22 protein-coding genes are annotated in these 25,903 nt (G+C 61.2%); 1 reads left to right on the forward strand and 21 read right to left on the reverse strand.

Annotation, left to right across the window (positions count from 1 at the left end):
* Positions 1 to 130: 130 nt before the first annotated feature.
* On the reverse strand, positions 131 to 973 hold the full coding sequence (gene fghA, locus LJY18_RS11815) for an S-formylglutathione hydrolase (RefSeq protein WP_238042014.1): 843 nt from the start codon (positions 971 to 973) through the stop codon (positions 131 to 133).
* 41 nt (positions 974 to 1,014) lie between these two features.
* Complete coding sequence (locus tag LJY18_RS11820; protein WP_238042015.1) at positions 1,015 to 2,127, reverse strand: S-(hydroxymethyl)glutathione dehydrogenase/class III alcohol dehydrogenase; 1,113 nt, start codon at positions 2,125 to 2,127, stop codon at positions 1,015 to 1,017.
* A 169-nt stretch (positions 2,128 to 2,296) separates the two neighbouring features.
* On the opposite strand from LJY18_RS11820, the gene LJY18_RS11825 reads away from it, so the two are divergent.
* A complete protein-coding gene (locus LJY18_RS11825) occupies positions 2,297 to 3,187 on the forward strand; it encodes a LysR substrate-binding domain-containing protein (protein WP_238042016.1) in 891 nt (296 codons plus the stop codon).
* Between the two features lie 90 nt (positions 3,188 to 3,277).
* On the opposite strand, the gene ispD is transcribed toward LJY18_RS11825, so the two are convergent.
* From ispD to uppS, 19 genes are all read right to left on the reverse strand, one after another.
* On the reverse strand, positions 3,278 to 3,988 hold the full coding sequence (gene ispD / locus LJY18_RS11830; protein WP_238042017.1) for a 2-C-methyl-D-erythritol 4-phosphate cytidylyltransferase: 711 nt from the start codon (positions 3,986 to 3,988) through the stop codon (positions 3,278 to 3,280).
* Positions 3,989 to 4,003: 15 nt separating this feature from the next.
* Entirely contained in the window at positions 4,004 to 4,282 is a 279-nt protein-coding gene (gene ftsB, locus LJY18_RS11835; protein ID WP_238042018.1) for a cell division protein FtsB, read from the reverse strand.
* A gap of 106 nt (positions 4,283 to 4,388) precedes the next feature.
* Positions 4,389 to 5,678 carry a phosphopyruvate hydratase gene (eno, locus tag LJY18_RS11840; RefSeq protein WP_238042019.1) on the reverse strand — a complete coding sequence of 430 codons (1,290 nt, stop codon included), beginning with the start codon at positions 5,676 to 5,678 and terminating at the stop codon, positions 4,389 to 4,391.
* Between the two features lie 145 nt (positions 5,679 to 5,823).
* On the reverse strand, positions 5,824 to 6,669 hold the full coding sequence (gene kdsA, locus LJY18_RS11845) for a 3-deoxy-8-phosphooctulonate synthase (RefSeq protein WP_238042020.1): 846 nt from the start codon (positions 6,667 to 6,669) through the stop codon (positions 5,824 to 5,826).
* A 4-nt stretch (positions 6,670 to 6,673) separates the two neighbouring features.
* Positions 6,674 to 8,305 (reverse strand): CTP synthase, encoded by a 1,632-nt coding sequence (locus LJY18_RS11850; RefSeq protein WP_238042021.1) that lies wholly within the window; start codon positions 8,303 to 8,305, stop codon positions 6,674 to 6,676.
* A gap of 177 nt (positions 8,306 to 8,482) precedes the next feature.
* Positions 8,483 to 9,799, reverse strand: a complete 1,317-nt coding sequence (gene tilS / locus LJY18_RS11855) for a tRNA lysidine(34) synthetase TilS (RefSeq protein ID WP_238042022.1) — start codon at positions 9,797 to 9,799, stop codon at positions 8,483 to 8,485.
* A gap of 92 nt (positions 9,800 to 9,891) precedes the next feature.
* Positions 9,892 to 10,842, reverse strand: a complete 951-nt coding sequence (accA, locus tag LJY18_RS11860) for an acetyl-CoA carboxylase carboxyl transferase subunit alpha (RefSeq protein WP_238042023.1) — start codon at positions 10,840 to 10,842, stop codon at positions 9,892 to 9,894.
* 186 nt (positions 10,843 to 11,028) lie between these two features.
* Positions 11,029 to 14,547: a DNA polymerase III subunit alpha gene (gene dnaE / locus LJY18_RS11865; RefSeq protein ID WP_238042024.1), complete on the reverse strand. Its 3,519-nt coding sequence runs from the start codon at positions 14,545 to 14,547 to the stop codon at positions 11,029 to 11,031.
* Positions 14,548 to 14,666: 119 nt separating this feature from the next.
* The gene (rnhB, locus tag LJY18_RS11870; RefSeq protein WP_238042025.1) at positions 14,667 to 15,263 is read right to left on the reverse strand and encodes a ribonuclease HII; all 597 of its coding nucleotides are present in this window, start codon (positions 15,261 to 15,263) and stop codon (positions 14,667 to 14,669) included.
* Positions 15,263 to 16,396: a lipid-A-disaccharide synthase gene (gene lpxB / locus LJY18_RS11875; protein WP_238042026.1), complete on the reverse strand. Its 1,134-nt coding sequence runs from the start codon at positions 16,394 to 16,396 to the stop codon at positions 15,263 to 15,265. Before lpxB ends, rnhB begins: the two co-directional genes overlap by 1 nt.
* Positions 16,397 to 16,399: 3 nt before the next feature.
* Entirely contained in the window at positions 16,400 to 17,176 is a 777-nt protein-coding gene (gene lpxA / locus LJY18_RS11880) for an acyl-ACP--UDP-N-acetylglucosamine O-acyltransferase (RefSeq protein WP_238042027.1), read from the reverse strand.
* On the reverse strand, positions 17,173 to 17,613 hold the full coding sequence (gene fabZ / locus LJY18_RS11885) for a 3-hydroxyacyl-ACP dehydratase FabZ (protein WP_090500253.1): 441 nt from the start codon (positions 17,611 to 17,613) through the stop codon (positions 17,173 to 17,175). The genes lpxA and fabZ overlap by 4 nt, the downstream gene beginning before the upstream one ends.
* Before the next feature lie 47 nt (positions 17,614 to 17,660).
* Entirely contained in the window at positions 17,661 to 18,719 is a 1,059-nt protein-coding gene (gene lpxD, locus LJY18_RS11890) for a UDP-3-O-(3-hydroxymyristoyl)glucosamine N-acyltransferase (protein WP_238042028.1), read from the reverse strand.
* Positions 18,720 to 18,721: 2 nt separating this feature from the next.
* Positions 18,722 to 19,225, reverse strand: a complete 504-nt coding sequence (locus tag LJY18_RS11895; protein ID WP_238042029.1) for an OmpH family outer membrane protein — start codon at positions 19,223 to 19,225, stop codon at positions 18,722 to 18,724.
* A 47-nt stretch (positions 19,226 to 19,272) separates the two neighbouring features.
* Positions 19,273 to 21,633 (reverse strand): outer membrane protein assembly factor BamA, encoded by a 2,361-nt coding sequence (gene bamA / locus LJY18_RS11900; protein ID WP_238042030.1) that lies wholly within the window; start codon positions 21,631 to 21,633, stop codon positions 19,273 to 19,275.
* Positions 21,634 to 21,724: 91 nt separating this feature from the next.
* Entirely contained in the window at positions 21,725 to 23,077 is a 1,353-nt protein-coding gene (rseP, locus tag LJY18_RS11905) for a sigma E protease regulator RseP (protein WP_238042031.1), read from the reverse strand.
* Positions 23,078 to 23,146: 69 nt separating this feature from the next.
* On the reverse strand, positions 23,147 to 24,334 hold the full coding sequence (ispC, locus tag LJY18_RS11910) for a 1-deoxy-D-xylulose-5-phosphate reductoisomerase (RefSeq protein WP_238042032.1): 1,188 nt from the start codon (positions 24,332 to 24,334) through the stop codon (positions 23,147 to 23,149).
* Positions 24,331 to 25,146: a phosphatidate cytidylyltransferase gene (locus tag LJY18_RS11915; RefSeq protein ID WP_238042033.1), complete on the reverse strand. Its 816-nt coding sequence runs from the start codon at positions 25,144 to 25,146 to the stop codon at positions 24,331 to 24,333. Before LJY18_RS11915 ends, ispC begins: the two co-directional genes overlap by 4 nt.
* Positions 25,146 to 25,901 (reverse strand): polyprenyl diphosphate synthase, encoded by a 756-nt coding sequence (gene uppS / locus LJY18_RS11920; RefSeq protein WP_238042034.1) that lies wholly within the window; start codon positions 25,899 to 25,901, stop codon positions 25,146 to 25,148. Before uppS ends, LJY18_RS11915 begins: the two co-directional genes overlap by 1 nt.
* Between the last annotated feature and the right edge of the window lie 2 nt (positions 25,902 to 25,903).

Here is a 25,903-nt window from a genome sequence, read left to right on the forward strand (position 1 = left end):
CGCCCTGCAAAAGTCAGGGCCTGATTCTACATGCAGGAGGCTGACTGGGGGGGCGCCGTGCGCACCGGCAATCGGCCTGCACCACGGCGAACTCTGTTTTCGCAACCGCTGAGCGGCGTGCACCGCGTCCCTATGCCAGCGCCTGCGCATGATGACGCAGGTGGTCCTCGATAAAGCTGGCGATGAAGTAGTAGCTGTGGTCATAGCCGGGTTGCAGGCGCAGGGTCAGCGGATGCTTCGCTGCTTGCGCTGCATTCTTCAGTGCGTCCGGTTTGAGCTGACCCTCAAGAAAGTCATCACGATCGCCCTGATCGATCAGGATCGGCAAACGCTCGGCCGCATCGGCAATGAGCGCACAGGCATCCCATTCGCGCCAGCGCGAACGTTCATCGCCGAGGTAGCGGGAAAACGCCTTCTCGCCCCATGGGCAGTTCGACGGATTGCCAATCGGCGCGAAGGCCGACAGCGACTGGTAACGCCCCGGGTTGCGCAAGGCGCAGACCAGTGCGCCATGCCCACCCATAGAATGGCCGCTGATGCCGCGCTTGGCCGAGACAGGGAAATTAGCCTCGATCAGCGCCGGCAACTCCTGCACCACGTAGTCGTGCATGCGGTAATTGCGCGCCCAGGGTTCTTGGGTCGCGTTGAGATAGAAGCCGGCACCCAGACCGAAGTCCCAGGCGCCCTCCGGGTCGCCCGGCACATCTGGCCCGCGCGGGCTGGTGTCCGGCGCGACGATGATCAAGCCCAACTCGGCTGCTAGCCGGTGAGCGCCGGCCTTCTGCATGAAGTTCTCGTCATTGCAGGTCAGCCCCGACAGCCAGTAGAGCACCGGCAGCTTGGCGCCCTGCTCGGCCTGCGGCGGCAGATAGACGGCGAAGACCATATCGCAGTTGAGCGTGTTCGAACGATGCCGATAGCGCTTGTGCCAGCCGCCGAAGCTTTTCTGGCAAGACAGATTTTCCAGAGTCATAACGTCCCCGCAGGGTGCGCCGCGCGCACCCCAACATTTCACTAGAAGTGGATCACCGTACGGATGCTCTTGCCTTCATGCATCAAGTCAAACGCCTTGTTGATGTCTTCCAGCGGCATATTGTGGGTAATGAAGGTATCCAGCGGGATTTCACCCTTCTGCGCCTTCTCCACATAACTCGGCAGTTCGGTACGACCTTTCACCCCACCGAAGGCCGAACCGCGCCACACCCGCCCGGTAACCAACTGGAAAGGACGGGTCGATATCTCCTGACCGGCACCGGCCACGCCGATGATGGTCGACTCGCCCCAGCCCTTGTGGCAGCACTCCAGCGCGGCGCGCATCAACTGCACATTGCCGACGCATTCGAAGGAGTAATCCACCCCACCATCGGTCATTTCGACTATGACGTCCTGGATCGGCTTGGCGAATTCCTTCGGATTGACGCAGTCGGTAGCGCCGAGTTGCCGGGCGATCTCGAACTTGCCCGGATTGATGTCGACGGCAATGATCCTCGCGGCCTTGGCCATCTTCGCGCCGATGATTGCCGCCAGGCCGATGCCGCCCAGGCCGAAGATCGCCACGGTGGCACCCTCCTCAACCTTGGCAGTATTCAATACCGCGCCAATGCCAGTGGTCACGCCACAGCCGAGCAGGCAGACCTTGTCCAGCGGCGCATCCTGGGGGATCTTGGCCAGGGAAATTTCCGGCAACACGGTGTATTCGGAGAAAGTCGAACAGCCCATGTAGTGGTAGATCGGCTGACCCTGATAGGAAAACCGGCTGGTGCCGTCCGGCATCAAGCCTTTGCCCTGGGTGGCGCGCACCGCCTGACAGAGGTTGGTCTTGCCGGACTTGCAGAATTTGCACTCGCGGCATTCGGCGGTGTACAGCGGAATTACGTGGTCGCCCACGGCCAGCGAGGTCACGCCTTCGCCTACCGCCTCGACGATACCGCCGCCTTCGTGACCCAGGATGCAGGGGAACACCCCTTCGGAATCCTCACCGGACAGGGTGTAGGCATCGGTGTGGCACACGCCCGTAGCAACAATGCGCACCAATACCTCACCGGCCTGCGGTGGCTGGACATCCACTTCGACGATTTGCAGTGGTTGGTTGGGGGCAAAGGCTACCGCAGCACGGGACTTGATCATGATCGCTCTCCGACGGGATATAACAGTGGCGAAGAGTTTAGATCACCCTTAATAAAGTAATAATCGGCGTTACGGCAAAACATTATTGCCATACAGGGATAATAGTCAGAAGCTGCAAGCACCTCAGCGAGCCGCTCGAGGACATCATGATCGCGGAGAAGCAGACATCATGAATCGCTGGGAAGGCCTGGATGAATTCGTTGCGGTGGCCGAATGCGGCCAATTTACCGCCGCCGCCCAACGCCTGGGCCTGTCCTCCTCGCAGGTCAGCCGCCAGGTCGCCCACCTGGAAGAGCGCCTGCAAACTCGCCTGTTCTACCGCAGCACCCGGCGCGTGGCCCTGACCGAAGCCGGGCAAACCTTCCTGCAGCATTGCCAGCGCCTGCAGGATGCCCGCGAAGAAGCCCTGCGCGCGGTCGGCGACCTGGGCAGCGAACCCAAAGGGCTGTTGCGCATGACCTGTGCCGTGGCCTACGGCGAGCGCTTTATCGTGCCCCTGGTGACGGACTTCATGACGCGGCACCCGCAACTGCGGGTAGACATAGAGCTGAGCAACCGCAACCTCGATCTGGTCCACGAGGGCCTGGACCTGGCCATTCGCCTGGGCCGCCTGCAGGATTCGCGACTGGTCGCCACACGCCTGGCACCCCGGCGCATGTACCTGTGCGCCGCGCCAGACTACCTGCAGCACTATGGCCGCCCACACAGTCTGTCCGAACTGAGCCGGCACAACTGCCTGGTTGGCAGTTCGGACACCTGGAGTTTCCAGCTCAACGGCCGCGAAGCCTCGCAACGCGTGCAAGGCAACTGGCGCTGCAACAGCGGCCAGGCGGTGCTCGATGCGGCCTTGCGCGGCCTGGGGTTGTGTCAGTTGCCGGACTACTACGTACTCGAACATCTGCGCAGCGGCGCCCTGGTCTCCTTGCTGGACAACCAGCAGCCGCCCAACACCGCGGTCTGGGCGCTCTATCCCCAGCAACGGCATCTATCGCCAAAAGTGCGACAACTGGTGGACGCCCTCAAGGCAGGACTGGCGCAACGCAGGGAATATCGCCCCTGATGACTCGACCCCGCGCGCCGGTCGCCTTCAACCCTGCAACTCGCGGCGCTCAACCCCGTAGTTCCGGCGCCGGCCCCTGACAGACCTCAATCAGCAGCGCGCGGCCCAGTGCTGGCGGAGCCAGTCGAGGTCTTCGGGCCGGGTCACCTTGAGGTTATCGGCGAGGCCCTCGATCAAGCGCGGCGCCTTCCCGAGCCATTCGACAGCCGACGCCTCATCGGTTATCGCCACCTCGGCGGCAATAGCCTGGGCCAGCGCACGACGCAGCAAGCCGAGGCGAAACATCTGCGGCGTGTAGGCCTGCCAGATCAGGGAGCGGTCGACGGTCTGCAGCACCCGGCCATCAGACCCGGCACGCTTCAAGGTGTCGCGCACCGGCACCGCAAGCAGACCGCCCACCGGATCATCGGCCAGCTCGGCAAGCAGCAGATCCAGATCAGAGCGCGCCAGATTGGGCCGCGCCGCATCGTGCACCAACACCCAGTCGCTTTCCTGCGCCCCCAGCTCGGCCAGGCGTTGCAAGCCATTGAGCACCGAATCCGCGCGCTCGCGACCACCCTCGGCGCGGACGATGCGCCGATCCTGGGCACAGGCCAAAGTCGGCCAGTAGGGATCATCGAGCGCCAGACTGACCACCACGCCCCGCAACTGCGGGTGATCGAGAAAGCAGGCCAGGCTGTGTTCCACAATGGTCTTACCAGCCAGTTCGAGGTATTGCTTGGGCCGGTCGGCACGCATGCGACTACCAACCCCGGCAGCTGGGATCAGGGCCCAGAAATGCGCTAATGCGGACGTTTTCATTCGGTTAGCTGGTTGTCATTCAGTTAGTTGGTAGAGGGTCTCGCCCTCTTTGACCATGCCCAGCTCATGGCGGGCGCGCTCCTCGACGGTTTCCATGCCCTTTTTCAGCTCCAAGACTTCCGCCTCGAGGATACGGTTGCGCTCGAGCAGACGTTGATTTTCACCTTGTTGATCGGCGATCTGATGACTCAAGTCGGTAACCTGCGCCAGGCTGCCATCGCCCACCCACAGGCGATACTGCAGGCCAACCAGTAGCAGGATCAGGATGACTAACAACCAATAAGAACTACGCATGACAGTAAAAGCATCCGGACGAAAAGAGGGGCGACTCGCGCCGCCCCTCTTTTACCATGACTCGACCAATCACTGAAAACCCCGCGAGCGCAGCCCGCAGCAGTTTTTAGCCACGGAACTCGGCACGGCCACGATACGGCGCCTTGCTAGCCAGCTGCTCTTCGATACGCAGCAACTGGTTGTACTTGGACACCCGGTCGGATCGGCACAGCGAGCCGGTCTTGATCTGGCCGGCAGCGGTGCCCACGGCCAGGTCGGCGATGGTCGAGTCTTCGGTTTCGCCGCTACGGTGGGAGATCACTGCACTGTAACCGGCCGCCTTGGCCATCTGGATGGCTTCCAGGGTCTCGGTCAGGGTACCGATCTGGTTGAACTTGATCAGGATCGAGTTGGCGATGCCCTTGTCGATGCCTTCCTTGAGGATCTTGGTGTTGGTCACGAACAGGTCGTCGCCGACCAGCTGCATCTTGCTGCCGAGCTTGTCGGTGTGGACTTTCCAACCGGCCCAGTCGGACTCATCCATGCCATCTTCGATGGAGATGATCGGGTAACGTTCGGCCAAGCCGGCCAGGTAATCGCTGAAGCCAGCGGCGTCGAACACCTTGCCTTCACCTGCCAGGTCGTACTTGCCGTCGGCGAAGAACTCGCTGGAAGCGCAATCCAGGGCCAGGGTGACATCATCGCCCAGCGTGTAGCCGGCGTTGGCCACGGCCTCGGCAATGGCGGCCAGGGCGTCCTCGTTGGAGGTCAGGTTAGGGGCGAAACCACCTTCATCACCCACCGAGGTGCTCAAGCCACGGGCTTTGAGTACGGCCTTGAGGTGATGGAAGATCTCGGTGCCCATGCGCAGTGCTTCGGCGAAGGTCTTGGCACCTACCGGCTGGACCATGAACTCCTGGATGTCGACGTTGTTGTCGGCATGCTCGCCACCGTTGATGATGTTCATCATCGGCACCGGCATGGAATAGACGCCCGGCGTGCCATTGAGGTTGGCGATGTGTGCATACAGCGGCAGATCGTTGTCCTGGGCGGCGGCTTTGGCAGCGGCCAGGGACACCGCGAGAATGGCGTTGGCACCCAGCGTGGCTTTGTTCTCGGTACCGTCGAGGGCGATCATCGCGCGATCCAGGGCCTGCTGATCGAGCGGATCCTTGCCCAGCAACAGGTCACGAATCGGACCGTTGATATTGGCTACGGCCTTGAGTACGCCCTTGCCCATATAACGGCTCTTGTCGCCATCTCGCAGTTCCAGCGCTTCGCGCGAACCAGTGGAAGCACCGGACGGCGCACAGGCGCTGCCGATGATGCCGTTATCGAGGATCACATCGGCTTCCACGGTCGGGTTGCCACGGGAGTCGAGAACCTCACGGCCTTTGATGTCGACGATCTTTGCCATTGCGTTTAGCACTCCAAAAAGTTGACGAAAAGGGTAGCACCGAGCTGCACACTCATTGCGCGCTGGAGGGGGCTCCGGCGCGCAACTTGTACCGACTATTCAGTCAGATTGTATACAAATGGCACTTTACCGCAGAATTGCCGTTTCAGGCAGTCTCGATCGGCGGAAAACTCTTGATCAGATCATCCAGCTGCTTGAGCTGGGTGAGGAAGGGTTCCAGCTTGTCCAGGCGCAAGGCACAAGGGCCATCGCACTTGGCGTTGTCCGGATCCGGATGTGCTTCGAGAAACAGCCCAGCCAGGCCCTGGCTCATGCCAGCCTTGGCCAGGTCGGTGACCTGGGCACGACGGCCACCGGCGGAGTCGGCACGACCGCCCGGCATCTGCAGGGCATGGGTGACGTCAAAGAACACCGGGTAGTTGGTCTGCTTCATGATGCCGAAGCCGAGCATGTCCACCACCAGGTTGTTGTAGCCGAAGGAGCTGCCACGCTCGCAGAGGATCAGCTGGTCGTTGCCGGCTTCCACACACTTGGCCAGGATATGCTTCATTTCCTGGGGAGCGAGGAACTGGGCTTTCTTGATATTGATTACCGCGCCGGTCTTGGCCATCGCCACCACCAGGTCGGTCTGCCGCGAGAGAAATGCCGGCAGCTGGATGATGTCGCACACCTGCGCCACCGGGGCGGCCTGCTGCGGTTCGTGAACGTCGGTGATCAGCGGCACGCCGAAGGCCTGTTTCACGTCCTCGAAGATCTTCAGGCCCTCTTCCAGGCCGGGGCCGCGGAAGGAGCTGATCGAGGAGCGGTTGGCCTTGTCGAAGCTGGCCTTGAACACGAACGGAATACCCAGTTTTTCGGTGACCCGGACATATTCTTCGCAGGCGCGCATGGCCAGATCGCGCGATTCGATGACATTGATACCGCCGAACAAGACGAAGGGCTTGTCATTGGCGATGTCGATACCGCCGACCTTGATGATCTTCTGGGTCATGTCCTTATGCCTTCTTCGCGTGCTGTGCCAGTGCGGCGCTGACGAAGCCGCTGAACAGCGGATGACCGTCGCGCGGCGTCGAGGTGAACTCCGGGTGGAACTGGCAGGCAACGAACCACGGATGATCCGGTGCTTCCACCACTTCGACCAGCGCGCCGTCACCGGAACGCCCGGTGACCTTGAGGCCAGCCTCGATCAGTTGCGGCAACAGGTTGTTGTTCACTTCATAGCGATGGCGATGACGCTCGACGATCACATCCTTGCCGTAGCACTGATGCACTTGCGAGCCGCTGAGCAACTGGCAGTCCTGAGCACCCAGCCGCATGGTGCCGCCCAGATCGGAGGCATTGCTGCGCTGCTCGGTGACGCCGGTGGCGTCCTGCCATTCGGTGATCAGACCAACCACAGGGTGGCCGCTGCTGGCGTCGAACTCGGTGGAGTTGGCATCGCTCCAGCCCAACACATTGCGAGCGAACTCGATCACCGCGACCTGCATACCCAGGCAGATACCCAGGTAAGGAATCTTGTTCTCGCGGGCGAACTGCACGGTGGTGATCTTGCCTTCCACGCCACGCAGGCCGAAACCGCCGGGCACCAGGATCGCATCGACGCCTTCGAGCAAGGCGGTGCCCTGGTTCTCGATGTCTTCGGAATCGATATAGCGCAGGTTGACCTTGGTGCGGTTCTGGATGCCGGCATGGCTCATCGCTTCAATCAGCGACTTGTAGGCATCCAGCAGTTCCATGTACTTGCCGACCATGGCGATGGTGACTTCATGCTCCGGGTTGAGCTTGGCGTCGACCACCCGCTCCCACTCGGACAGATCGGCACCGCCGCACTCCAGACCAAAGCGCTCGACGACGAAATCATCCAGGCCCTGGGCATGCAGCACGCCTGGGATCTTGTAGATGGTGTCGACGTCTTCCAGGGAAATAACCGCACGTTCTTCGACGTTGGTGAACAGCGCGATCTTGCGCCGCGAGGAGATATCCACCGGGTGGTCGGAGCGGCAGACCAGCACGTCCGGCTGCAAACCGATGGAACGCAATTCCTTGACCGAATGCTGAGTCGGCTTGGTCTTGGTCTCGCCAGCGGTGGCGATATAGGGCACCAGGGTCAGGTGCATGAGCATGGCGCGCTTGGCGCCTACTTCCACGCGCAACTGGCGAATGGCTTCGAGGAACGGCTGCGACTCGATGTCGCCCACGGTGCCGCCGATCTCGACCATAGCCACATCGGCATCACCAGCACCCTTGATGATGCGGCGCTTGATCTCGTCGGTGATGTGCGGAATGACCTGAATGGTCGCGCCCAGGTAATCGCCGCGGCGCTCTTTGCGCAGCACGTGTTCGTAAACCCGACCGGTGGTGAAGTTGTTGTCCTGGGTCATGGTCGTGCGGATGAACCGCTCGTAGTGACCCAGGTCGAGGTCAGTCTCGGCACCGTCGTGGGTGACGAACACCTCACCGTGCTGGAACGGGCTCATGGTGCCCGGATCGACGTTGATATAGGGATCCAGCTTGAGCATCGTGACCTTCAGGCCCCGCGCCTCCAGGATAGCCGCCAATGATGCCGAGGCGATGCCTTTCCCCAATGAAGAAACAACACCACCCGTGACGAAGATGAAGCGCGTCATGAAAAACCCTAGAAGTCTGCGTTTAGGCGGTCAGCGCCGCCGGGGAAAGCAAAGGAAGGCCGAAGCCACAATCACGAACAAGCCGTAATTGACAAGCAGTTGCCGACTCCATTCTCTTGAGGAAAAGGGGTCCGTAAAAGCTCTAGTAAGACGGGAGCGTAGTCTACCGGAAAGGCCTTACCAGCTCAAACCTTGATCACTCACCGGCGGCTGCCAACTGAGCTGCCATTGACCATCACCCGCCCCGTCCAAACCGGGAAGATTAGCCGCAGCACGCAGTTCGCCATTGCACAGCAGCAGAGGCAGGCGCGGACGGACAAACGCCGGCACCTGCCGCTCATTAAGCAAGCGCTTCAAATCGCGATGACCGCGCCCGGGCAGGCTCATCACCTCGCCACCCTGGCGATAAGCCAGACGCCAGTCGCCGGCGGGCAACTGGCCCTCGATCCGCACGCAACCATTACCCGCCAGCGGCAACCAGCACCCAGGGCTGGGCCGAACGTCGAGCGCTTGCGGCATGCACAGCCAGTCACCACTGAGCCACCACAACCGCTGGTCGGCTCGACGCAATTCGCCTGTTCCCAGACGCCAGATCGGGGCGGCATCGCTGGCCGCATCACGCAGTTCCTGCCAGCCGACCCAGTGCTCGCTGTCCGGCATAGGAGTCAGGCTGCGCAACCAGTAACGCAAGGCGTTGCGCTGACGGGCATCGCTCAGCGCCCGTAACGGCGCCAGGGACAAGCTAGGCAGATTGAGCCAGGCAAACTCGCAGGGCGCCTGCGCAACCTGCAAATCCTGCTGCGCCAGCTCATCGAGCAATTGCGCAGCCTCGCCCAGATGCTCCGCCGCACGCGCCATGCTGGCCGTCGCTTGCGGCCAGCGCCCAGTCAGTAGCGGCAAAACCTGGTGACGCAAGTAATTGCGCGAGAAGCGGCTATCGGCATTCGACGGGTCCTCCACCCAGCGCAGCCGATGTTCGTCAGCATAGGCTTGCAACTCGGCGCGAGAACTCTGCAGTAGCGGCCGCAGCAGCTGTCCGGCACCGAGCGGCCGGCTCTGCGGCATAGCCGCCAAGCCCTGCACACCAGCGCCGCGCAGCAGGCGAAAGATCAGGGTCTCCGCCTGATCATCGCGATGCTGCGCCGCCAGCAATATCTCGCCAGGACCCAGCAGTGCATGAAAAGCCGCATAGCGTGCCTGCCGCGCGGCGCGCTCGATACTGGCCCCAGGCTGCACCTGAACGGACTCCACGTGCAACGGCACACCCAGCGCATCACACAGCCGACGACAGTGCGCCGGCCAGGTATCGGCAAGCACTTGCAGGCCATGATGAATATGAATAGCGGAAAGCGGCGGTAACGTCTCGCGTTGCGCGAGACCGACCAGGAGATGCAGCAGCACGGTTGAATCCAGGCCGCCGGAAAGCGCGATACGCCAGGCCGGCGCATCACGCCAGGGAGCCAGAGCCGTCAGCAAGCGGGATTCGAGGGACATGTGCACAACTTCAGGCAGCAAGGTGGGTCGAGTTTCAGCCCACCGATACAGACGCTGGATGGGTGAACATTTCACCCATCCTACAACAGCCCTCAGGCGATGCCGTAGCTCATCAAGCGCTCATAACGACGCGCCAGTAGTTCGGCGGTATCGAACTTGCGCAGCATGGCCAACTGAGCCGCCAGCTCCTGACGCACCGATTCGGCGGCCGCCACTGGATCGCGGTGGGCACCGCCCAATGGCTCACCAATCACCTGATCGACAATGCCCAGGCCTTTCAGACGATCGGCGGTAATACCCATGGCTTCCGCGGCATCCGGAGCCTTGTCTGCGGTTTTCCACAAAATCGAGGCACAGCCTTCCGGCGAAATCACGGCGTAGGTCGAGTACTGCAGCATGTTCAGCTGGTCGCATACACCAATCGCCAGAGCGCCGCCGGAACCACCCTCACCAATCACGGTGGCGATGATCGGGGTTTTCAGGCGCGCCATCACCCGCAGGTTCCAGGCAATCGCCTCGCTCTGCCCGCGCTCTTCGGCGTCGATTCCCGGGTAGGCGCCCGGCGTATCGATAAAGGTCAGGATCGGCATCTTGAAGCGCTCGGCCATTTCCATCAGACGACAGGCCTTGCGGTAGCCTTCCGGGCGCGGCATACCGAAGTTGCGGCGTACCTTCTCACGCACCTCACGGCCCTTCTGGTGACCGATGACCATTACCGGCTCGCCGTCCAGACGGGCGACACCACCGACTATCGCCGGGTCATCGGAGAAATGCCGATCGCCGTGCAGTTCGTCGAACTCGGTGAAGATGTGCTGCAGGTAATCGAGGGTATAGGGGCGCTGGGGGTGGCGAGCCAGCTTGGCGATCTGCCAGCTGCTCAGGTTACTGAAAATGCTTTCGGTCAGAGCACTGCTCTTGTCCTGCAGGCGGGCGATCTCATCGCTGATGTTCAACGAGTTGTCGTTACCGACCAGGCGAAGCTCTTCAATCTTGGCTTGCAGGTCGGCGATCGGCTGTTCGAAATCGAGGAAATTCGGGTTCATAGTCATCCGTCTTGCGTCGACGGCCATGCGGCCGGGGAGCTGTATCCGTTTCGCGCCTACCATATAGGAACAGGCGCATTCAGGTCGACACTCGGGTCTGGATAAAAGTCACCGCAAACCGGTGATTCACTCACAATCCCATCCACGAGTGCCGCAATCAACACATGAAGCCGGAGGCCTCACAAATCAGCGGTAGTGCAGAAAGACGTTGTCTCGCCCGAACTGGTCACGCAATGCCTGAATCAGACTGTCAGCCGGATCGATTCTCCAGCCTTCGCCAAACTGCAGCATGGCCCGCGCATCCTCACCGGTGTACTCCAGGGTGATCGGGCAGGCACCGCGATGGCGCTTGCACACATCCGCCAGCCAGCGCAGCCGATCGCCCTTCAAGGCACTACTGGTAATCTTCAAGCGCAGGCTGTCGGCCAACCCGGTCCGTGCCTCCTCCAAGCTCATCACCCGCTTGGCACGCAGACGCAGGCCACCGGAAAAATCATCGTTACTCACCTCGCCTTCGACCACCACCAGGGCATCGCTCTGCAACAACGCCTGATTGCTGGAAAACGCTTCGGCGAACAACGACGCCTCGATCCGGCCAGAGCGATCGTCCAGGGTGATGAAGCCCATCTTGTCGCCCTTCTTGTTCTTCATTACCCGCAGATTGACGATCAGGCCGGCAATCGTCTGGTCGCCGCGCGCCGGCTTGAGGTCGATGATCCGCTGACGGGCAAAGCGCCGCACCTCGCCTTCGTATTCGTCGATCGGATGCCCGGTCAGATACAGGCCGAGGGTGTCCTTCTCGCCTTTCAGGCGCTCCTTCAGCGACAATTCACGGGCCTTGCGATGATTGGCATACACATCCATCTCGGCATCGGCAAACACTCCGCCAAACAGATCCATATGGCCACTGTCATGGCTGCGCGCGGTCTGCTCGGCAGCCTGCACAGCCTCCTCCATCGCCGCCAGCAGCACCGCGCGATTACGATCAATATTGGCCTTGTAGGCTTTTATTTCCTCGTGGAAATACGGCCCCAGACGATCCAGGGCGCCACCGCGGATCAGCGCTTCCAGCGTGCGCTTGTTGATGCGCTTGAGGTCGACACGCGAGCAGAAGTCGAACAGATCCTTGAACGGACCATCCTTGCGCGACTCGACAATAGCCTCGACTGGCCCCTCGCCGACCCCTTTGATCGCGCCCAGGCCATAGATGATCCAACCTTCGCCGGTAACCGTGAACTTGAATTCGGAAATATTCACATCCGGCGCATCGAGGCGCAGCTTCATGCTGCGGCACTCCTCGATCAGGGTCACGACCTTGTCGGTGTTGTGCATATCCGCCGACAGAACCGCAGCCATGAAGGCGGCCGAGTGATGCGCCTTGAGCCAGGCCGTCTGGTAAGAGAGCAAGCCATAAGCGGCCGAGTGGGATTTATTGAAGCCGTAGCCGGCGAACTTTTCCACCAGGTCGAAGATGTTGCCCGCCAGTTCGGCGTCGATGCCGTTGTTGGCACAACCCTCGATGAATCCACCGCGCTGCTTGGCCATCTCCTCGGGCTTCTTCTTGCCCATGGCGCGACGCAGCATATCCGCGCCACCGAGGGTGTAGCCGGCCATCACCTGGGCGATCTGCATCACCTGTTCCTGATACAGGATGATGCCGTAGGTGGGCTTGAGTACCGGCTCAAGACCTGGGTACTGGTAGTCCTGATGCGGGTAGGAAATCGGCTCGCGGCCGTGCTTGCGGTTGATGAAGTCGTCGACCATGCCCGACTGCAACGGGCCCGGACGGAACAGGGCCACCAGGGCGATCATGTCTTCCAGGCAGTCCGGCTTGAGCTTCTTGATCAGCTCCTTCATGCCGCGCGACTCGAGCTGGAATACCGCGGTGGTCTCGGCCTTCTGCAACATCTGGAAGGTCGGCTTGTCATCCAGCGGGATGAAGTCGATATTCAGATCCGGCAGGCCCTGCTTGGCTTGCTCACGATTGATCGTCTCCATCGCCCACTTGATGATGGTCAGGGTGCGCAGGCCGAGGAAGTCGAACTTGACCAGACCCGCGGTTTCCACATCATCCTTGTCGAACTGGGTGACCAGGCTGCCGCCTTCGTCATCGCAAGCAATTGGCGAGAAGTCGGTGAGTTTGGTCGGCGCGATCACCACACCGCCGGCGTGCTTGCCGGTACCGCGGGTGATGCCCTCGAGCTTGCGCGACATCTCCCAGATTTCCCGGGCATCCTCGTCGACCTTGAGGAAGTCGCGCAGCGGCTCCTCCATCTCGTAGGCCTTTTCCAGGGTCATGCCGACTTCGAAGGGGATCATCTTCGACAGGCGGTCGGCCAGGCCGTAGGACTTGCCCTGGGCCCGCGCCACGTCGCGCACCACCGCCTTGGCCGCCATGGTGCCGAAGGTGATGATCTGGCTCACCGCATTGCGCCCGTATTTCTCGGCGACGTAGTCGATTACCCGATCGCGACCATCCATGCAGAAGTCGACGTCGAAGTCGGGCATGGAGACCCGCTCCGGGTTGAGGAAGCGCTCGAACAGCAGGTCATAGGCCAGCGGATCGAGGTCGGTGATCTTCTGCACGTAGGCCACGAGCGAACCGGCACCCGACCCACGGCCGGGACCGACCGGCACGCCGTTGTTCTTGGCCCACTTGATGAAGTCCATAACGATCAGGAAGTAACCGGGGAAGCCCATCTGGATGATGATATCCAGCTCGAAGTTCAACCGGTCGATATACACCTGCTTCTTCGCGTCGTAGTCCGGCGTGCCCTTGGGCAGCCTGACTTCCAGGCGCTCGTCGAGACCGTCGAAGGAAACCTTGCGAAAGTACTCGTCCATGGTCATGCCGGCCGGCACCGGGAAGTCGGGCAGGAAGTATTTGCCCATCTGCACTTCGATGTTGCAGCGCCGGGCAATCTCGACTGTATTTTCCAGCGCCTCCGGCAGGTCGCTAAACAGCTCGGCCATCTCTTCCGGGCTCTTCAGGTACTGCTGATCGGAATAGCTGCGCTGACGCCGCGGGTCGTCCAGGCTGCGCCCTTCACCGATGCACACGCGGGTCTCGTGGGCGGCGAAATCATCCTGCTTGAGAAAACGGACGTCGTTAGTCGCCACCAGCGACGCCCCGACCCGGGCTGCCAACTCGACAGCAAGGTGCAGATGTTCCTCGTCGTTGACCCTGTTGGTGCGTTGCACTTCCAGGTAGAAGCGCTGGGGAAACACCTCCAGCCATTCGCGCAGCAAAGCCTCGGCTTCGGCTGGCTCGCCGTTCAACAGGGCATGACCGACCTCGCCTTCCTTGGAGCCAGACAGCGCGATCAAACCTTCGGCGGCAGCCTTGACCCAGTCGCGCCGGATGATCACCTGGTCGTTGCTTTGCCCCTCGGTCCAACCGCGGGAAACCAGTTCGGTAAGGTTGCGGTAGCCCTTGGCATTAGTGGCGAGCAGGGTCATACGGCTGAGTGGACCGTCTTCCTCGGTGCTGGCCAGCCAGATGTCGGCACCACAGATCGGCTTGATTCCGCCGCCCATAGCCGCTTTGTAGAATTTGACCAACGAGCACATGTTGCTCATGTCGGTGACCGCCACCGCCGGCATTCCCATACTCGCCACGGCCTTGATCAGCGGCTTGACCCGCACCAGACCATCGACCAGGGAATACTCGGTGTGCAGACGCAGGTGGACAAACGAGGCAGTCATGACAGTCCTATACCAAACACAAAACGACAGGGTGGGGATTGTACAGCCTTCGCAACGGCAAGCAGCAAACTGCGCGCCACATGCTGCAGACCAGAGATTTAGAACCGGCGGCCGCGGCCTCAGTCGTCCAGCAGTGCGCGCACCGGGGCAAACGAGCGCCGATGAATCGGCGTTGGACCCAGGCGGCGCAGGGCCTCCAGGTGCACGGGCGTGGGATAGCCCTTGTGCCCACCGATGCCGTAGCCGGGATACAGCGCATCGAGCAGCTGCATCTCGCGATCGCGACTGACCTTGGCCAGAATCGAGGCGGCGGCGATCGCCGGTACCTGGCTGTCGCCCTTGACCACTGCCGCGCTCGGTACTTGCAAGACGGGACAGCGATTACCGTCGATCAGCGCCAGCCGGGGCACGACACTCAAGCCTTCGACCGCACGCTGCATGGCCAGCATGGTCGCGTGAAGGATGTTCAGGCGGTCGATCTCCTCCACCTCGGCACGGGCAATGCACCAGGCCAGGGCTTTCTCGCAGATTTCATCGAACAGCTGCTCGCGCCGCGCAGCGCTGAGTTTCTTCGAGTCATTCAGCCCCACGATCGGTCGTAACGGATCGAGGATGACCGCCGCGGTAACCACCGCTCCGCACAAGGGGCCACGGCCGACCTCGTCAACACCGGCGACCAGTTCCTGCACCTGACTGAAGTCGAGCCCCAGTTGCATCAGGCCTGCCCCATCAGTTTGAGCACGGCTTCGGCCGCCTGGGCCGAGGCATCACGGCGCAGGGCACGATGAATCACATCGAACCCCTCGGTCTGCACTTCGCCGTCATTGAGCAGCGGCGCCAATGCCTGGGCCAGGGCCTCCGGGGTTGCAGAATCCTGAATCAGTTCGGGAACCAACATACGCTCGGCCAACAAGTTGGGCAGGGAGATATAGGCACTGCTGACCAGGCGTTTGAGAATCAGGTAGGTCAGTGACGCGACCTTATAGGCCACCACCATTGGTCGCTTGTACAGCAGGGCTTCCAGGGTGGCCGTACCCGAGGCGATGAGCACCGCATCGCAGGCTGCCAGGGCTTCGTGGGAGCGACCATCGAGCAGGGTCAGGGGCAAGTCACGCCCGACCAGCATCTGCTCCAACTGCACGCGGCGCTCGGGACTGGCACAGGGCACGACGAAACGAATGCCCGGACGCAGAGTCCGCAGACGCACCGCCGCATCGAGAAAGAGCGCGCCCAAACGCCCCACCTCACCGCCCCGACTGCCCGGCATCAGCGCTACCACGGCACTGTCCTGCGGCAGGTCCAAGGCCTCGCGCGCCGCCGCCCGATCGGCCTGCAAGGGAATTGCATCGGCCAGGGGATGACCGACGAAACGCACCGGCACCTGATGGGCGTCGTAGAACTGCGCCTCGAACGGAAACAAGGTCAGCATCAGGTCGCAGGCGTCACGAATCTTCAACACACGTTTCTGCCGCCAAGCCCAGACGGAGGGGCTGACGTAGTGCACGGTCTTGATCCCGGCGCGGCGCAATGTGAGCTCGAGGCCCAGGTTGAAATCTGGCGCATCGATACCGATGAACACGTCCGGCTTGGCGTCGATCAGGGTCCTGATCAAGCGTCGGCGCCGCAACAGCAACTCAGGCAACCGGCCGAGCACTTCGACCAGGCCCATCACCGCCAGGCGTTCCATGGGGAAATAGGGATTCAGGCCCTCGGCCTGCATGCGCGGACCGCCGACACCAATGAATTCGATTTGTGGATGACGGGTCTTCAAGGCCTGCATCAGCCCGGCGCCGAGAATGTCGCCCGAGGCTTCGCCAGCCACCAACGCGACGCGCAATAGATCCGCCATGGGCTAGCGGGTGATGCCGCGTTTGGACGCCTGAATCGAATCGCGGAATACTGCGACTTCAGGAAACTGCAGGGAAGGTTCCGCCAACTCCATCAAGGCTTCTTCGATGGTCAAGCCCTGGCGATAGACGGTCTTGTAGGCGCGGCGCAGCGCCTGGATCGACTCGGCACTGAAACCGCGACGGCGCAGGCCTTCGAAATTCATGCTGCGCGCTTCCGCCGGATTGCCGGAAACCGTGACATAGGCCGGTACATCCTTGCCAATCGCGGTGCCCATGCCGGCAAAGCTGTGCGCGCCGATATGGCAGAACTGGTGCACCAGCGTATAACCGGACAGAATCGCCCAGTCGTCGATGTGCACGTGGCCTGCCAGGGCGGTGTTATTGACCAGGATGCAGTGGTTGCCGATCACGCTGTCATGGCCGATGTGTGCATAGGCCATGATCAGGTTATGGTCGCCCACGGTGGTTTCGTCACGATCCTGGATGGTGCCCCGGTGCATGGTCACACCTTCGCGGATGATGTTGTGATCGCCAATCACCAGGCGCGTGGGCTCACCCTTGTACTTGCGATCCGGCGTATCTTCGCCCAGCGATGAAAACTGATAGACGCGATTGTGCTTACCAATTCTGGTTGGCCCTTTGATGATCACATTAGGCCCAAGCACCGTACCCTCACCAATCTCCACATCGGGCCCAATGATCGACCAAGGGCCGACGACAACGTCGTCAGCCAGCTTGGCAGAAGGATCGATGATGGCGCGAGGGTCAATCAAACTCATAGTTTGCGTTCCGCACAGATGATTTCAGCCGAGCAGACTTCCTTGCCGTCGACACTGGCCCTGCATTCGAACTTCCAGATGCTGCGCTTGTTACTCAGGTGGCGAGCCTCGAGGATCAATTGATCCCCCGGCACCACCGGCTGGCGAAAGCGCAGCTTGTCCGAGCCGACAAAGTAATACAGGGTACCGTCGGTGGGTTTCAAACCCATCATCTTGAAGCCAAGTATGCCGGCCGCCTGGGCCATCGCCTCAATGATCAACACGCCGGGCATGATCGGATGCTGGGGAAAGTGCCCATTGAAGAAAGGCTCATTGATGCTGACATTCTTGTGGGCACGAATACACTTGCCCTCTACATCCAGATCCACCACCCGGTCGACCAGCAGGAACGGGTAACGATGCGGCAGGTACTCACGTATTTCGTTGATGTCCATCATGTCCAGAGAAGCCTGTAATAAAAAGAGAGGAGCGCGGCATAACCGGCTCAAGCATCAGATGAGGCGTTCCCGCTGGAGGTCACGGCAGCCAGTTGTTTTTCCAACTGTTGCAGTCGCCGCGCCATGTCATCCAACTGACGAATTCGTGCCGCGCTCTTGCGCCATTCGCCCGCGGGCTGCATGGCGGTGCCGGAAGAATAAGATCCCGGCTCGGTGATCGAGCGGGTCACCATGGTCATACCCGTGACGAAGACACCGTCGCAGACCTCGATGTGACCGACCATGCCGACGCCACCGGCGATCATGCAGTTCTTGCCAATTTTTGTGCTGCCGGAAATCCCCGCACAACCGGCCATGGCCGTGTTGTCGCCGATCTGCACGTTGTGCGCGATCATGATCTGGTTATCCAGCTTGACCCCGTTACCGATTAGCGTATCGGCCAGTGCACCACGATCGATGGTGGTATTGGCGCCAATTTCGACGTCGTCGCCTATCACCACGCCACCGATCTGCGCAATCTTCTGCCAGACACCCTTCTCGTTGGCAAAGCCGAAGCCCTCGCCACCGATCACCGCCCCCGACTGGATCACCACCCGCTTGCCGATGCGCACATCGTGATACAGGGTGACCCTCGGTGCGAGCCAGCCGCCCTCACCGATCTGCGAACGCGCACCAATCACGCAATGCGCGCCGATGGTCACCCCGGCGCCAATCCGGGCACCACGCTCGATCACCGCGTAGGCACCGATACTGGCACTGGCATCGACCTGCGCTTCATCGGCAACCCATGCGGTTGCATGCACACCGGCAGCCGCCTGTGGCTTGCGATCGAACAGGTGGGAGAGCTGCGCATAAGCCAGATAGGGGTTGGCGACCACCAAGGCGTTACCGCTGTAGCTGTCGGCATCGGCGGCGGTCAGCAAGACCGCAGCGGCACGACAATCGGCCAGGTATTTGCGGTATTGCGGATTGGCCAGAAAGCTCAGGTGATCTGGACCGGCCTCCTGCAAGGTGGCCAAACCACTGATCACCTGGTCAGCGGCACCACGCAAGGTCGCACCCAGACGTTCGGCCAGCTGGCCGAGGGTAAAAACTGGAGCCTGCATGATCAGCGCAGCTGATTCATGCGCTCGATGACTTGCAGCGTGATGTCGAACTGAGGTTTGACATCGATCACCGCGCCGCGCTCGAGCACCAGGTCGAAGCTGCCTTTCTTGATCACTTCTTCCACGGCCTTATCCAGGTTCGGCTTGAGCTTTTTCAGCATCTCGCGATCGGCGACAGCCTTGGACTCGTTCAGCTCCTTGGACTGGAACTGGAAATCGCGGGCTTTCTGCTTGAATTCCAGCTCGAGACGTTCACGCTCGGCGGTCTGCATCTTGTCACCATCTTTGACGATGCGATCCTGAATGCGCTTGGCATCGCTTTCCAGAGTCTTGAGCTTGTTCAGCTGCGGACCGAACTTCTTCTCGGCATCGACTGCATAGCGCTTGGCCGCATCGGACTCGAGCAGAGCCATCTGGTAATTGAGTACCGCTATTTTCATTTCGGCGAATGCTGGGGTCGCCAGCAAGGCCATGCTTAACAGAACCAGTTGAGTCAACTTACGCACGGTGCAACTCCTGCAAAAACTGTTGTCGTTGTTCGATAATCAGCCGCTTAGAACGTCTGACCGAGGGAGAACTGGAAGACCTGGGTATCGGCGTCGTCCGGTTTGACGATCGGCATGGCCAGGCTGAAACTCAAGGGGCCCAGTGCAGTGATCCAGGTCAAGCCCACACCCACCGAGCTGGCGAGGCTGCCTGCATCCAGGCTGCAGCTGTCGCTAAGGGCTTCCTGGCTGGAGCTGCAGTTGGTGTCGAACACATTGCCCACATCCCAGAACAGCGCAGTACGCAGCGAACGCTGATCCTTGACGAACGGCATCGGGAACAACAACTCGACGCCGCCCTGGATCAGCACATTACCACCGAACGGCAGCGGATCCTGATCGGGATCGAGTGAGGTGCCCGGATTGACACCTGTACTTGGTGTGCTGCGCGGACCCAGACTGCTGTCCTCGAAACCGCGCACCGAGCCGAAACCGCCGGCGTAGTAATGCTCGTAGAACGGTAGCTCGGCAGTCGAGCCGTAGCTGTCGCCATAGCCCAACTGGGTGTGGAAGCGCAGGCTGTAACTCTCGCCCAGCGGCTTGAACACCTGGCCACGGTAGTCGACCTTGTAGAAGGACAGGTCACTACCCGGCACCGTGGTTTCCAGTACCAGGCTCTGCGAGTGGCCACGGGTGGCCATGACGCCGCGATTGAGGGTCGATTCCGACCAGCCTAGCGAGGCCTTGAGGTTCAGGTAGCTGTCGCCTTCCTGCTTGAGGAAATCGAAGATCTCGTCGACCGTGAAGACACCGGTACTGATGTCATCCTGCTGCACGGTCAGGCCGTAGGTCAGGCGCGCGGTCTCGCTGATCGGATAACCGATGCTGGCGCCGGCGCCATAACTGTCCACCGCGTAACTGGACACATCGGTGTCGAGTTCGTCGTAGTTGGTGGTGCGGTAGAAGGCGTTGTAGCCCAGGCTGACGCCATCGGCAGTCCAGTAGGGGTCGACGAAACCGAAGTTATAGCGTTCCTGGTATTCGCTGCGGGTCAAGCCGACGCTGACCTTGTTACCCGTACCGAGGAAGTTGTTCTGGGTGATCGAACCACCGAGGATCAAACCGGCGTTCTGGGCGAAACCAACGCTGGCGGTGATCGAACCGGACGCCTGCTCTTCAACGCTGTAGTTGACGTCTATCTGGTCGTCGGTGCCCGGCACTTGCGGGGTTTCGACGTTGACTTCCTTGAAGAAGCCCAGGCGCTCCAGACGGGTTTTCGACTGATCGATCAGATAAGTCGAAGCCCAGCCGCCTTCGATCTGGCGCATTTCGCGGCGCAGCACTTCATCTTCCGACTTGGTATTGCCACGAAAGTTGATGCGATTGACATAGGCACGCTTGCCCGGATCGATGACGAAAGTGATGGACACCGTGTTGTCTTCAGCGTGCGCTTCCGGCACACCGTTGACGTTGGCGAAGGTGTAGCCCTCGTTCCCCAGGCGGCGGGTGATCAGCTCGGAGGTGGTGGTCATCACCTTGCGCGAGAAAACCTGACCTTCCTTGACCAGCAGTAACGAGCGGATGTCTTCTTCCGGCACTTTCAAGTCACCGGAGAGTTTCACCTCCCGCACGCTGAACTTCTGGCCTTCATCGACGTTGACGGTGATATAGACGTGCTTCTTGTCCGGGGTAATGGAGACCTGGGTCGAGGAGATATCCATATTGATGTAGCCGCGATCCAGGTAGTAGGAACGCAGACGCTCCAGGTCACCGGAGAGTTTTTCACGAGCGTACTTGTCGTCGTTACGGAAGAACGACAGCCAGTTGCTGGTCTTCAGCTCGAACAAATCGATCAGGTCTTCGTCGGAGAAGACGCTGTTGCCCACCACGTTGATGTGCTGGATGGCGGCGACCGTACCTTCGTTGATGTTGATCTTCAGCGCCACGCGGTTGCGCGGCTGCGGGATCACCTCGGTTTCGATCTCGGCCGAATAACGCCCCTGGGCCACATATTGGCGCTGCAGCTCGTTACGTACACCTTCGAGGGTCGCACGCTGGAAAATCTCGCCCTCTGCCAAGCCGGACTGATTCAGTCCCTTGAGCAGATCCTCGCTGCTGATGGCCTTGTTACCTTCGATCTCGATGCCGGAAATCGACGGCCGCTCCACCACAGTAATCACCAGCACGTCACCATCTCGACCGAGCTGGATGTCCTGGAAGAAACCGGTCTTGAACAGGCCACGAGTCGCTTCAACCAACGCGCGATCATCGGCTTCTTCGCCAACATTGAGCGGCAAGGCACCGAATACGCTGCCCGCAGACACACGCTGCAGGCCATTGACGCGAATATCGGAGATGGTGAAGGACTCGGCGTGAACTTCGGCGATCATCAATGCGGCAAGCACCGCAGGTAGCAGCAGACGTTTCATGAAGTCCTTTCTTATTTCCAACTGACGATAAAAAATCTGCCGCCCAAGGCGACAGTTTTGTAATTCAGTAGCTTTGTAATTCAGTAACGGCTTACAGGCGACCCAGGTCGTTGATCAAGGCCAATAACATCACCCCCACCACCAAACTGATACCAATCTGCATCCCCCAACCCTGAACCCGCTCCGACAGTGGACGACCACGCACCCACTCGACCAGGTAATAAAGCAGATGCCCCCCATCCAGCACAGGGATTGGCAACAAATTGAGAACCCCCAGACTTATGCTCAAGTAGGCAAGGAAGTTGAGAAAATCCCCCAAGCCCGACTCGGCCGAAGCGCCCGCCACTTTAGCAATGGTTATCGGCCCGCTCAAGTTTTTTACCGAGAGCTCGCCAAACAGCATTTTCTTCAATGAATCGAGGGTCAGCAGACTCATCGTCCAAGTGCGCCGAAACCCTTCAGCCACGGCCTCAAACGGCCCGAAACTGACCTCGCGAAGCATCTCTGCTGGCCACTCGACACCTTCAACGCCAGCGCCGAGATAACCACGACGGGCCCCATCCTCACCACGAGCGGCGAGGGTCACGGCTACCTGCATCTCCCGTCCGTCGCGTTTGACCAGCAGGGTTATGGCTTTGGCCGGCATGGCCTGCACACGATCGACCAGCTGCTGCCACTCATCCAGTGGCTCACCGTCAAGCATCAGCAGGCGGTCGCCAACCTGCAATCCGGCGGCCTGCGCCGGACCTTTCGGATCCAGCTGCGCCAACACCGGCAACAGCGCCGGGCGCCAGGGACGAATGCCAAGGGCATCAATCGGATTGGGCTCCTCGACACCCCTGAGCCAATCTTTCAGCACGATTTGCCGCGGACTATCGGTAGTGGAACCCTGATCGCGGACATTCACGTTCAAGGTGCCACTTTCACCCAGGCGCCGCACAAGTTGCAGGTTGACCGCCGCCCAGCCCGGGGTCGGCTCACCATTCACCGCAACGATTTCCTGCCCCACCTGCAACCCGGCATCGGCCGCCAGACTGCCGACCCCAACGGCGCCGATGACCGGACGCACCTGCTGGCTGCCGAGCATCGCCACCGCCCAGAAAAACACCAGAGCCAGCAGGAAGTTGGCAACCGGCCCCGCTGCGACTATGGCGATACGCTGACGTACGCTCTTGCGGTTGAACGACCGATCGAGCTGCTCGGGCGGCACATCGCCTTCACGCTCATCGAGCATCTTGACGTAACCACCCAGGGGAATGGCGGCGATGACAAACTCGGTGCCCTGGCGATCATGCCAGCGCACCAGCGGCATACCGAAGCCCACGGAGAACCGCAGAACCTTGACCCCGCAGCGGCGCGCCACCCAGAAGTGACCGAACTCGTGAAAAGTAACCAGCACCCCGAGTGCAACCAGGGTACCGACAATCATATAGAGCGCACTCATCTAGCTTCTCCGCGACTGGGGGTGTGCTCGCAGCAAATGACCAAGCACGCGATGCCCGCCTTGCGCTTATCAACCACGACGGCTAAGCCATTGTCCGGCAAGCTCACGCGCTCGACGATCCGCCGCCAGCACTGCTTCCACATTTTCGACCGCAACACCCGGCTCGGCGTTCAGCACAGCCTCAATGATACTCGCGATCTCGGGAAAGCGAATGCGCCGCTCGAGAAAGGCCGCTACCGCCACCTCATTGGCCGCATTCAGCATGGCCGGCACACTGCCGCCCGCCTCTGCCGCCTCGCGCGCCAGCCGCAAGCAGGGAAAACGCTGCTCGTCCGGGGCCTGGAAGTCCAGCCTGGCGATGGCGAACAGATCCAGCGGCGCCACGCCCGAATCGATGCGCTGCGGCCAGGCCAGGGCATGGCTGATTGGTGTGCGCATGTCAGGATTACCCAACTGCGCCAACACTGAACCATCGACATAGTCGACCAGCGAATGGATCACGCTCTGCGGATGGATCACCACCTCGACCTGCGCCGGCTTGGCGTCGAACAGCCAGCAGACCTCGATCAACTCGAGACCCTTGTTCATCATGCTCGCCGAATCCACCGAGATCTTGCGCCCCATCGACCAGTTGGGATGGGCGCAGGCCTGCTCGGGAGACACCTCGTGCAACTGCGCCAGCGGCGTTTCGCGGAATGGACCACCGGACGCAGTCAGCAAAATCCGCCGCACGCCCACTTGGTCCAGCCCACGGGCATAATCGCCGGGCAAGCACTGGAATATCGCATTGTGCTCGCTGTCGATGGGCAACAAGACCGCACCACTGCGCCGCACCGCGTCGATAAACAGGGCGCCGGACATCACCAGCGCCTCCTTGTTGGCCAGCAGGACCTTCTTGCCCGCCTCGACTGCCGCCAGAGTCGGCTTGAGGCCCGCCGCACCGACAATAGCCGCCATTACCGCATCCACCTCGGGATGGGCGGCCACTTCGCACAGACCCTGCTCGCCGAACAGCACCCGCGTCGCCAGGCCCGCCGCATGCAAACCGCCCTGGAGATGGCGCGCCGAGCGCTCATCCGGCACCACGGCATAGCGCGGGCGGTAAATCATGCACAGCGCCTCCAGCTCAACCAGGCGAGTGAAGCCGGACAAGGCAAACACCTGATAAAGCGCAGGGTGCCGGGCGATTACATCCAGGGTACTGAGGCCGATGGAGCCCGTGGCACCGAGCACCGTAATCTGTTGCAACTGACTCACAGGGCACCCCAACCGGACAGCCACAACAGCGTGGCGAACACAGGAATGGCGGCGGTCAGGCTGTCGATCCGATCAAGCACCCCGCCGTGCCCCGGCAGCAGATTGCTGCTGTCCTTGAGCCCAGCCTGACGCTTGAACATGCTCTCGGTCAGGTCGCCGACCACCGAAATCGACACCACCAACGCCGCCCCCGCCAGCGCCATGAACAATTCACCGGCCAACCAGCCCCGATAGAGGCCCACCAGCAGGGTGATCACCAGGCTGGCGATCAGACCACCAATCACGCCCTCCCAGCTTTTGCCCGGACTGACCCGCGGCGCCAGCTTGCGCTTGCCGAAGGCCTTGCCGCTGAAATAGGCACCGATATCCGCACCCCAGACCAGCACCATCACCGCCAGGATCAGACCATTGGCCAGTGGCCACTGCTTGAACAGCACCAGGCCTTGCCAGGCCGGCAGCAGGATCAGCAAGCCGATCAACAACCGCCGCGGCAGTCCGGCCCAATAGCGACTACTGGCTGGATAACTCATCACCAGCACAGTCGCCAACGCCCACCAGATGACAGCCAGCAGTAACAGCCAGGGCGCCAATGCCGGCAACTGATAGAGCCCAAACAGCAATCCAGCAACGCCAGCGGCATAGGCCACTCGCTGCAACTGCCCAGCCAGACCGGCCAGACGCGCCCACTCCCAGGCTCCCAGACTGACCACCGCACCGATGAACAGCGCAAAGGCAGCGCCATCGAGCAGAAAGAAGCCGACCAGGGCGATGGGCAGTAACACCAACGCAGTAATGATCCGTTGTTTAAGCATCAGTCATGCGCCTCGGCATCGACCTGTTCAGCGGACCGACCAAAACGCCGCTGGCGCCTGGCGTAATCCGCCAAGGCCTTGCGCATGGCATCGTGCTTGAAATCCGGCCAGAACAGATCAGAGAAATACAGCTCGCTGTAGGCCAACTGCCATAACAGGAAATTACTGATGCGATGCTCGCCACCCGTACGGATGCACAAATCAGGCAAGGGCAAATCGCCCGTCGCCAGACAGCTCTGCAACAGCTCGGGGGTAATATCTTCAGGCTGCAAGTGTCCGCCCTGAACCTCGCGCGCCAAGCGCTGCGCCGCCTGCGCGATATCCCACTGACCACCATAGTTGGCGGCAATCTGCAGGACAAAGCGCTTAGCGCCGGCAGTCAAGGTCTCCGCCTCACGCATGGCGGCCTGCAGTTCCGGATGGAAGCGCGAGCGATCGCCAATGATGCGCAGACTGATGCCGTTCTCGTCGAGTTTCTTCGCCTCGCGGCGCAGCGCGCCGAGGAATAACTCCATCAGCGCCCCCACCTCGTCGGCTGGACGCTGCCAGTTCTCGCTGGAGAAAGCGAACAGGGTCAACACCTCGACCCCGGTCTCGGCGCACACCTCGATGACCGCGCGCACCGCATCGACACCAGCCTTGTGCCCGGCAATCCCCGGCAACAGACGCTTACGCGCCCAGCGGTTATTACCGTCCATGATGATCGCCACATGACGCGGCACGGCCACTTTAGCGCCGCCTATGATCTTCTGCATGA

It is taken from the genome of Pseudomonas sp. MMS21 TM103 (assembly GCF_022132145.1).
GTDB lineage: Bacteria > Pseudomonadota > Gammaproteobacteria > Pseudomonadales > Pseudomonadaceae > Aquipseudomonas.

Bases quoted from the DNA above. Each gene is read 5' to 3' on its own strand.
- kdsA (WP_238042020.1), bottom strand. From the start codon at position 6,669: ATGACCCAGAAGATCATCAAGGTCGGCGGTATCGACATCGCCAATGAC.
- LJY18_RS11915 (WP_238042033.1), bottom strand. From the start codon at position 25,146: ATGCTTAAACAACGGATCATTACTGCGTTGGTGTTACTGCCCATCGCC.
- fghA (WP_238042014.1), bottom strand. From the start codon at position 973: ATGACTCTGGAAAATCTGTCTTGCCAGAAAAGCTTCGGCGGCTGGCAC.
- rnhB (WP_238042025.1), bottom strand. From the start codon at position 15,263: ATGCAACTGGGGCTCGACTTCAGTCAGGTGCAGGAACTGGTCGCCGGT.
- fabZ (WP_090500253.1), bottom strand. From the start codon at position 17,613: ATGATGGACATCAACGAAATACGTGAGTACCTGCCGCATCGTTACCCG.
- bamA (WP_238042030.1), bottom strand. From the start codon at position 21,633: ATGAAACGTCTGCTGCTACCTGCGGTGCTTGCCGCATTGATGATCGCC.
- lpxD (WP_238042028.1), bottom strand. From the start codon at position 18,719: ATGCAGGCTCCAGTTTTTACCCTCGGCCAGCTGGCCGAACGTCTGGGT.
- LJY18_RS11825 (WP_238042016.1), top strand. From the start codon at position 2,297: ATGAATCGCTGGGAAGGCCTGGATGAATTCGTTGCGGTGGCCGAATGC.
- rseP (WP_238042031.1), bottom strand. From the start codon at position 23,077: ATGAGTGCGCTCTATATGATTGTCGGTACCCTGGTTGCACTCGGGGTG.
- accA (WP_238042023.1), bottom strand. From the start codon at position 10,842: ATGAACCCGAATTTCCTCGATTTCGAACAGCCGATCGCCGACCTGCAA.
- lpxB (WP_238042026.1), bottom strand. From the start codon at position 16,396: ATGGCGGATCTATTGCGCGTCGCGTTGGTGGCTGGCGAAGCCTCGGGC.
- LJY18_RS11820 (WP_238042015.1), bottom strand. From the start codon at position 2,127: ATGATCAAGTCCCGTGCTGCGGTAGCCTTTGCCCCCAACCAACCACTG.
- uppS (WP_238042034.1), bottom strand. From the start codon at position 25,901: ATGCAGAAGATCATAGGCGGCGCTAAAGTGGCCGTGCCGCGTCATGTG.
- ftsB (WP_238042018.1), bottom strand. From the start codon at position 4,282: ATGCGTAGTTCTTATTGGTTGTTAGTCATCCTGATCCTGCTACTGGTT.
- eno (WP_238042019.1), bottom strand. From the start codon at position 5,678: ATGGCAAAGATCGTCGACATCAAAGGCCGTGAGGTTCTCGACTCCCGT.
- LJY18_RS11850 (WP_238042021.1), bottom strand. From the start codon at position 8,305: ATGACGCGCTTCATCTTCGTCACGGGTGGTGTTGTTTCTTCATTGGGG.
- dnaE (WP_238042024.1), bottom strand. From the start codon at position 14,547: ATGACTGCCTCGTTTGTCCACCTGCGTCTGCACACCGAGTATTCCCTG.
- tilS (WP_238042022.1), bottom strand. From the start codon at position 9,799: ATGTCCCTCGAATCCCGCTTGCTGACGGCTCTGGCTCCCTGGCGTGAT.
- lpxA (WP_238042027.1), bottom strand. From the start codon at position 17,176: ATGAGTTTGATTGACCCTCGCGCCATCATCGATCCTTCTGCCAAGCTG.
- ispD (WP_238042017.1), bottom strand. From the start codon at position 3,988: ATGAAAACGTCCGCATTAGCGCATTTCTGGGCCCTGATCCCAGCTGCC.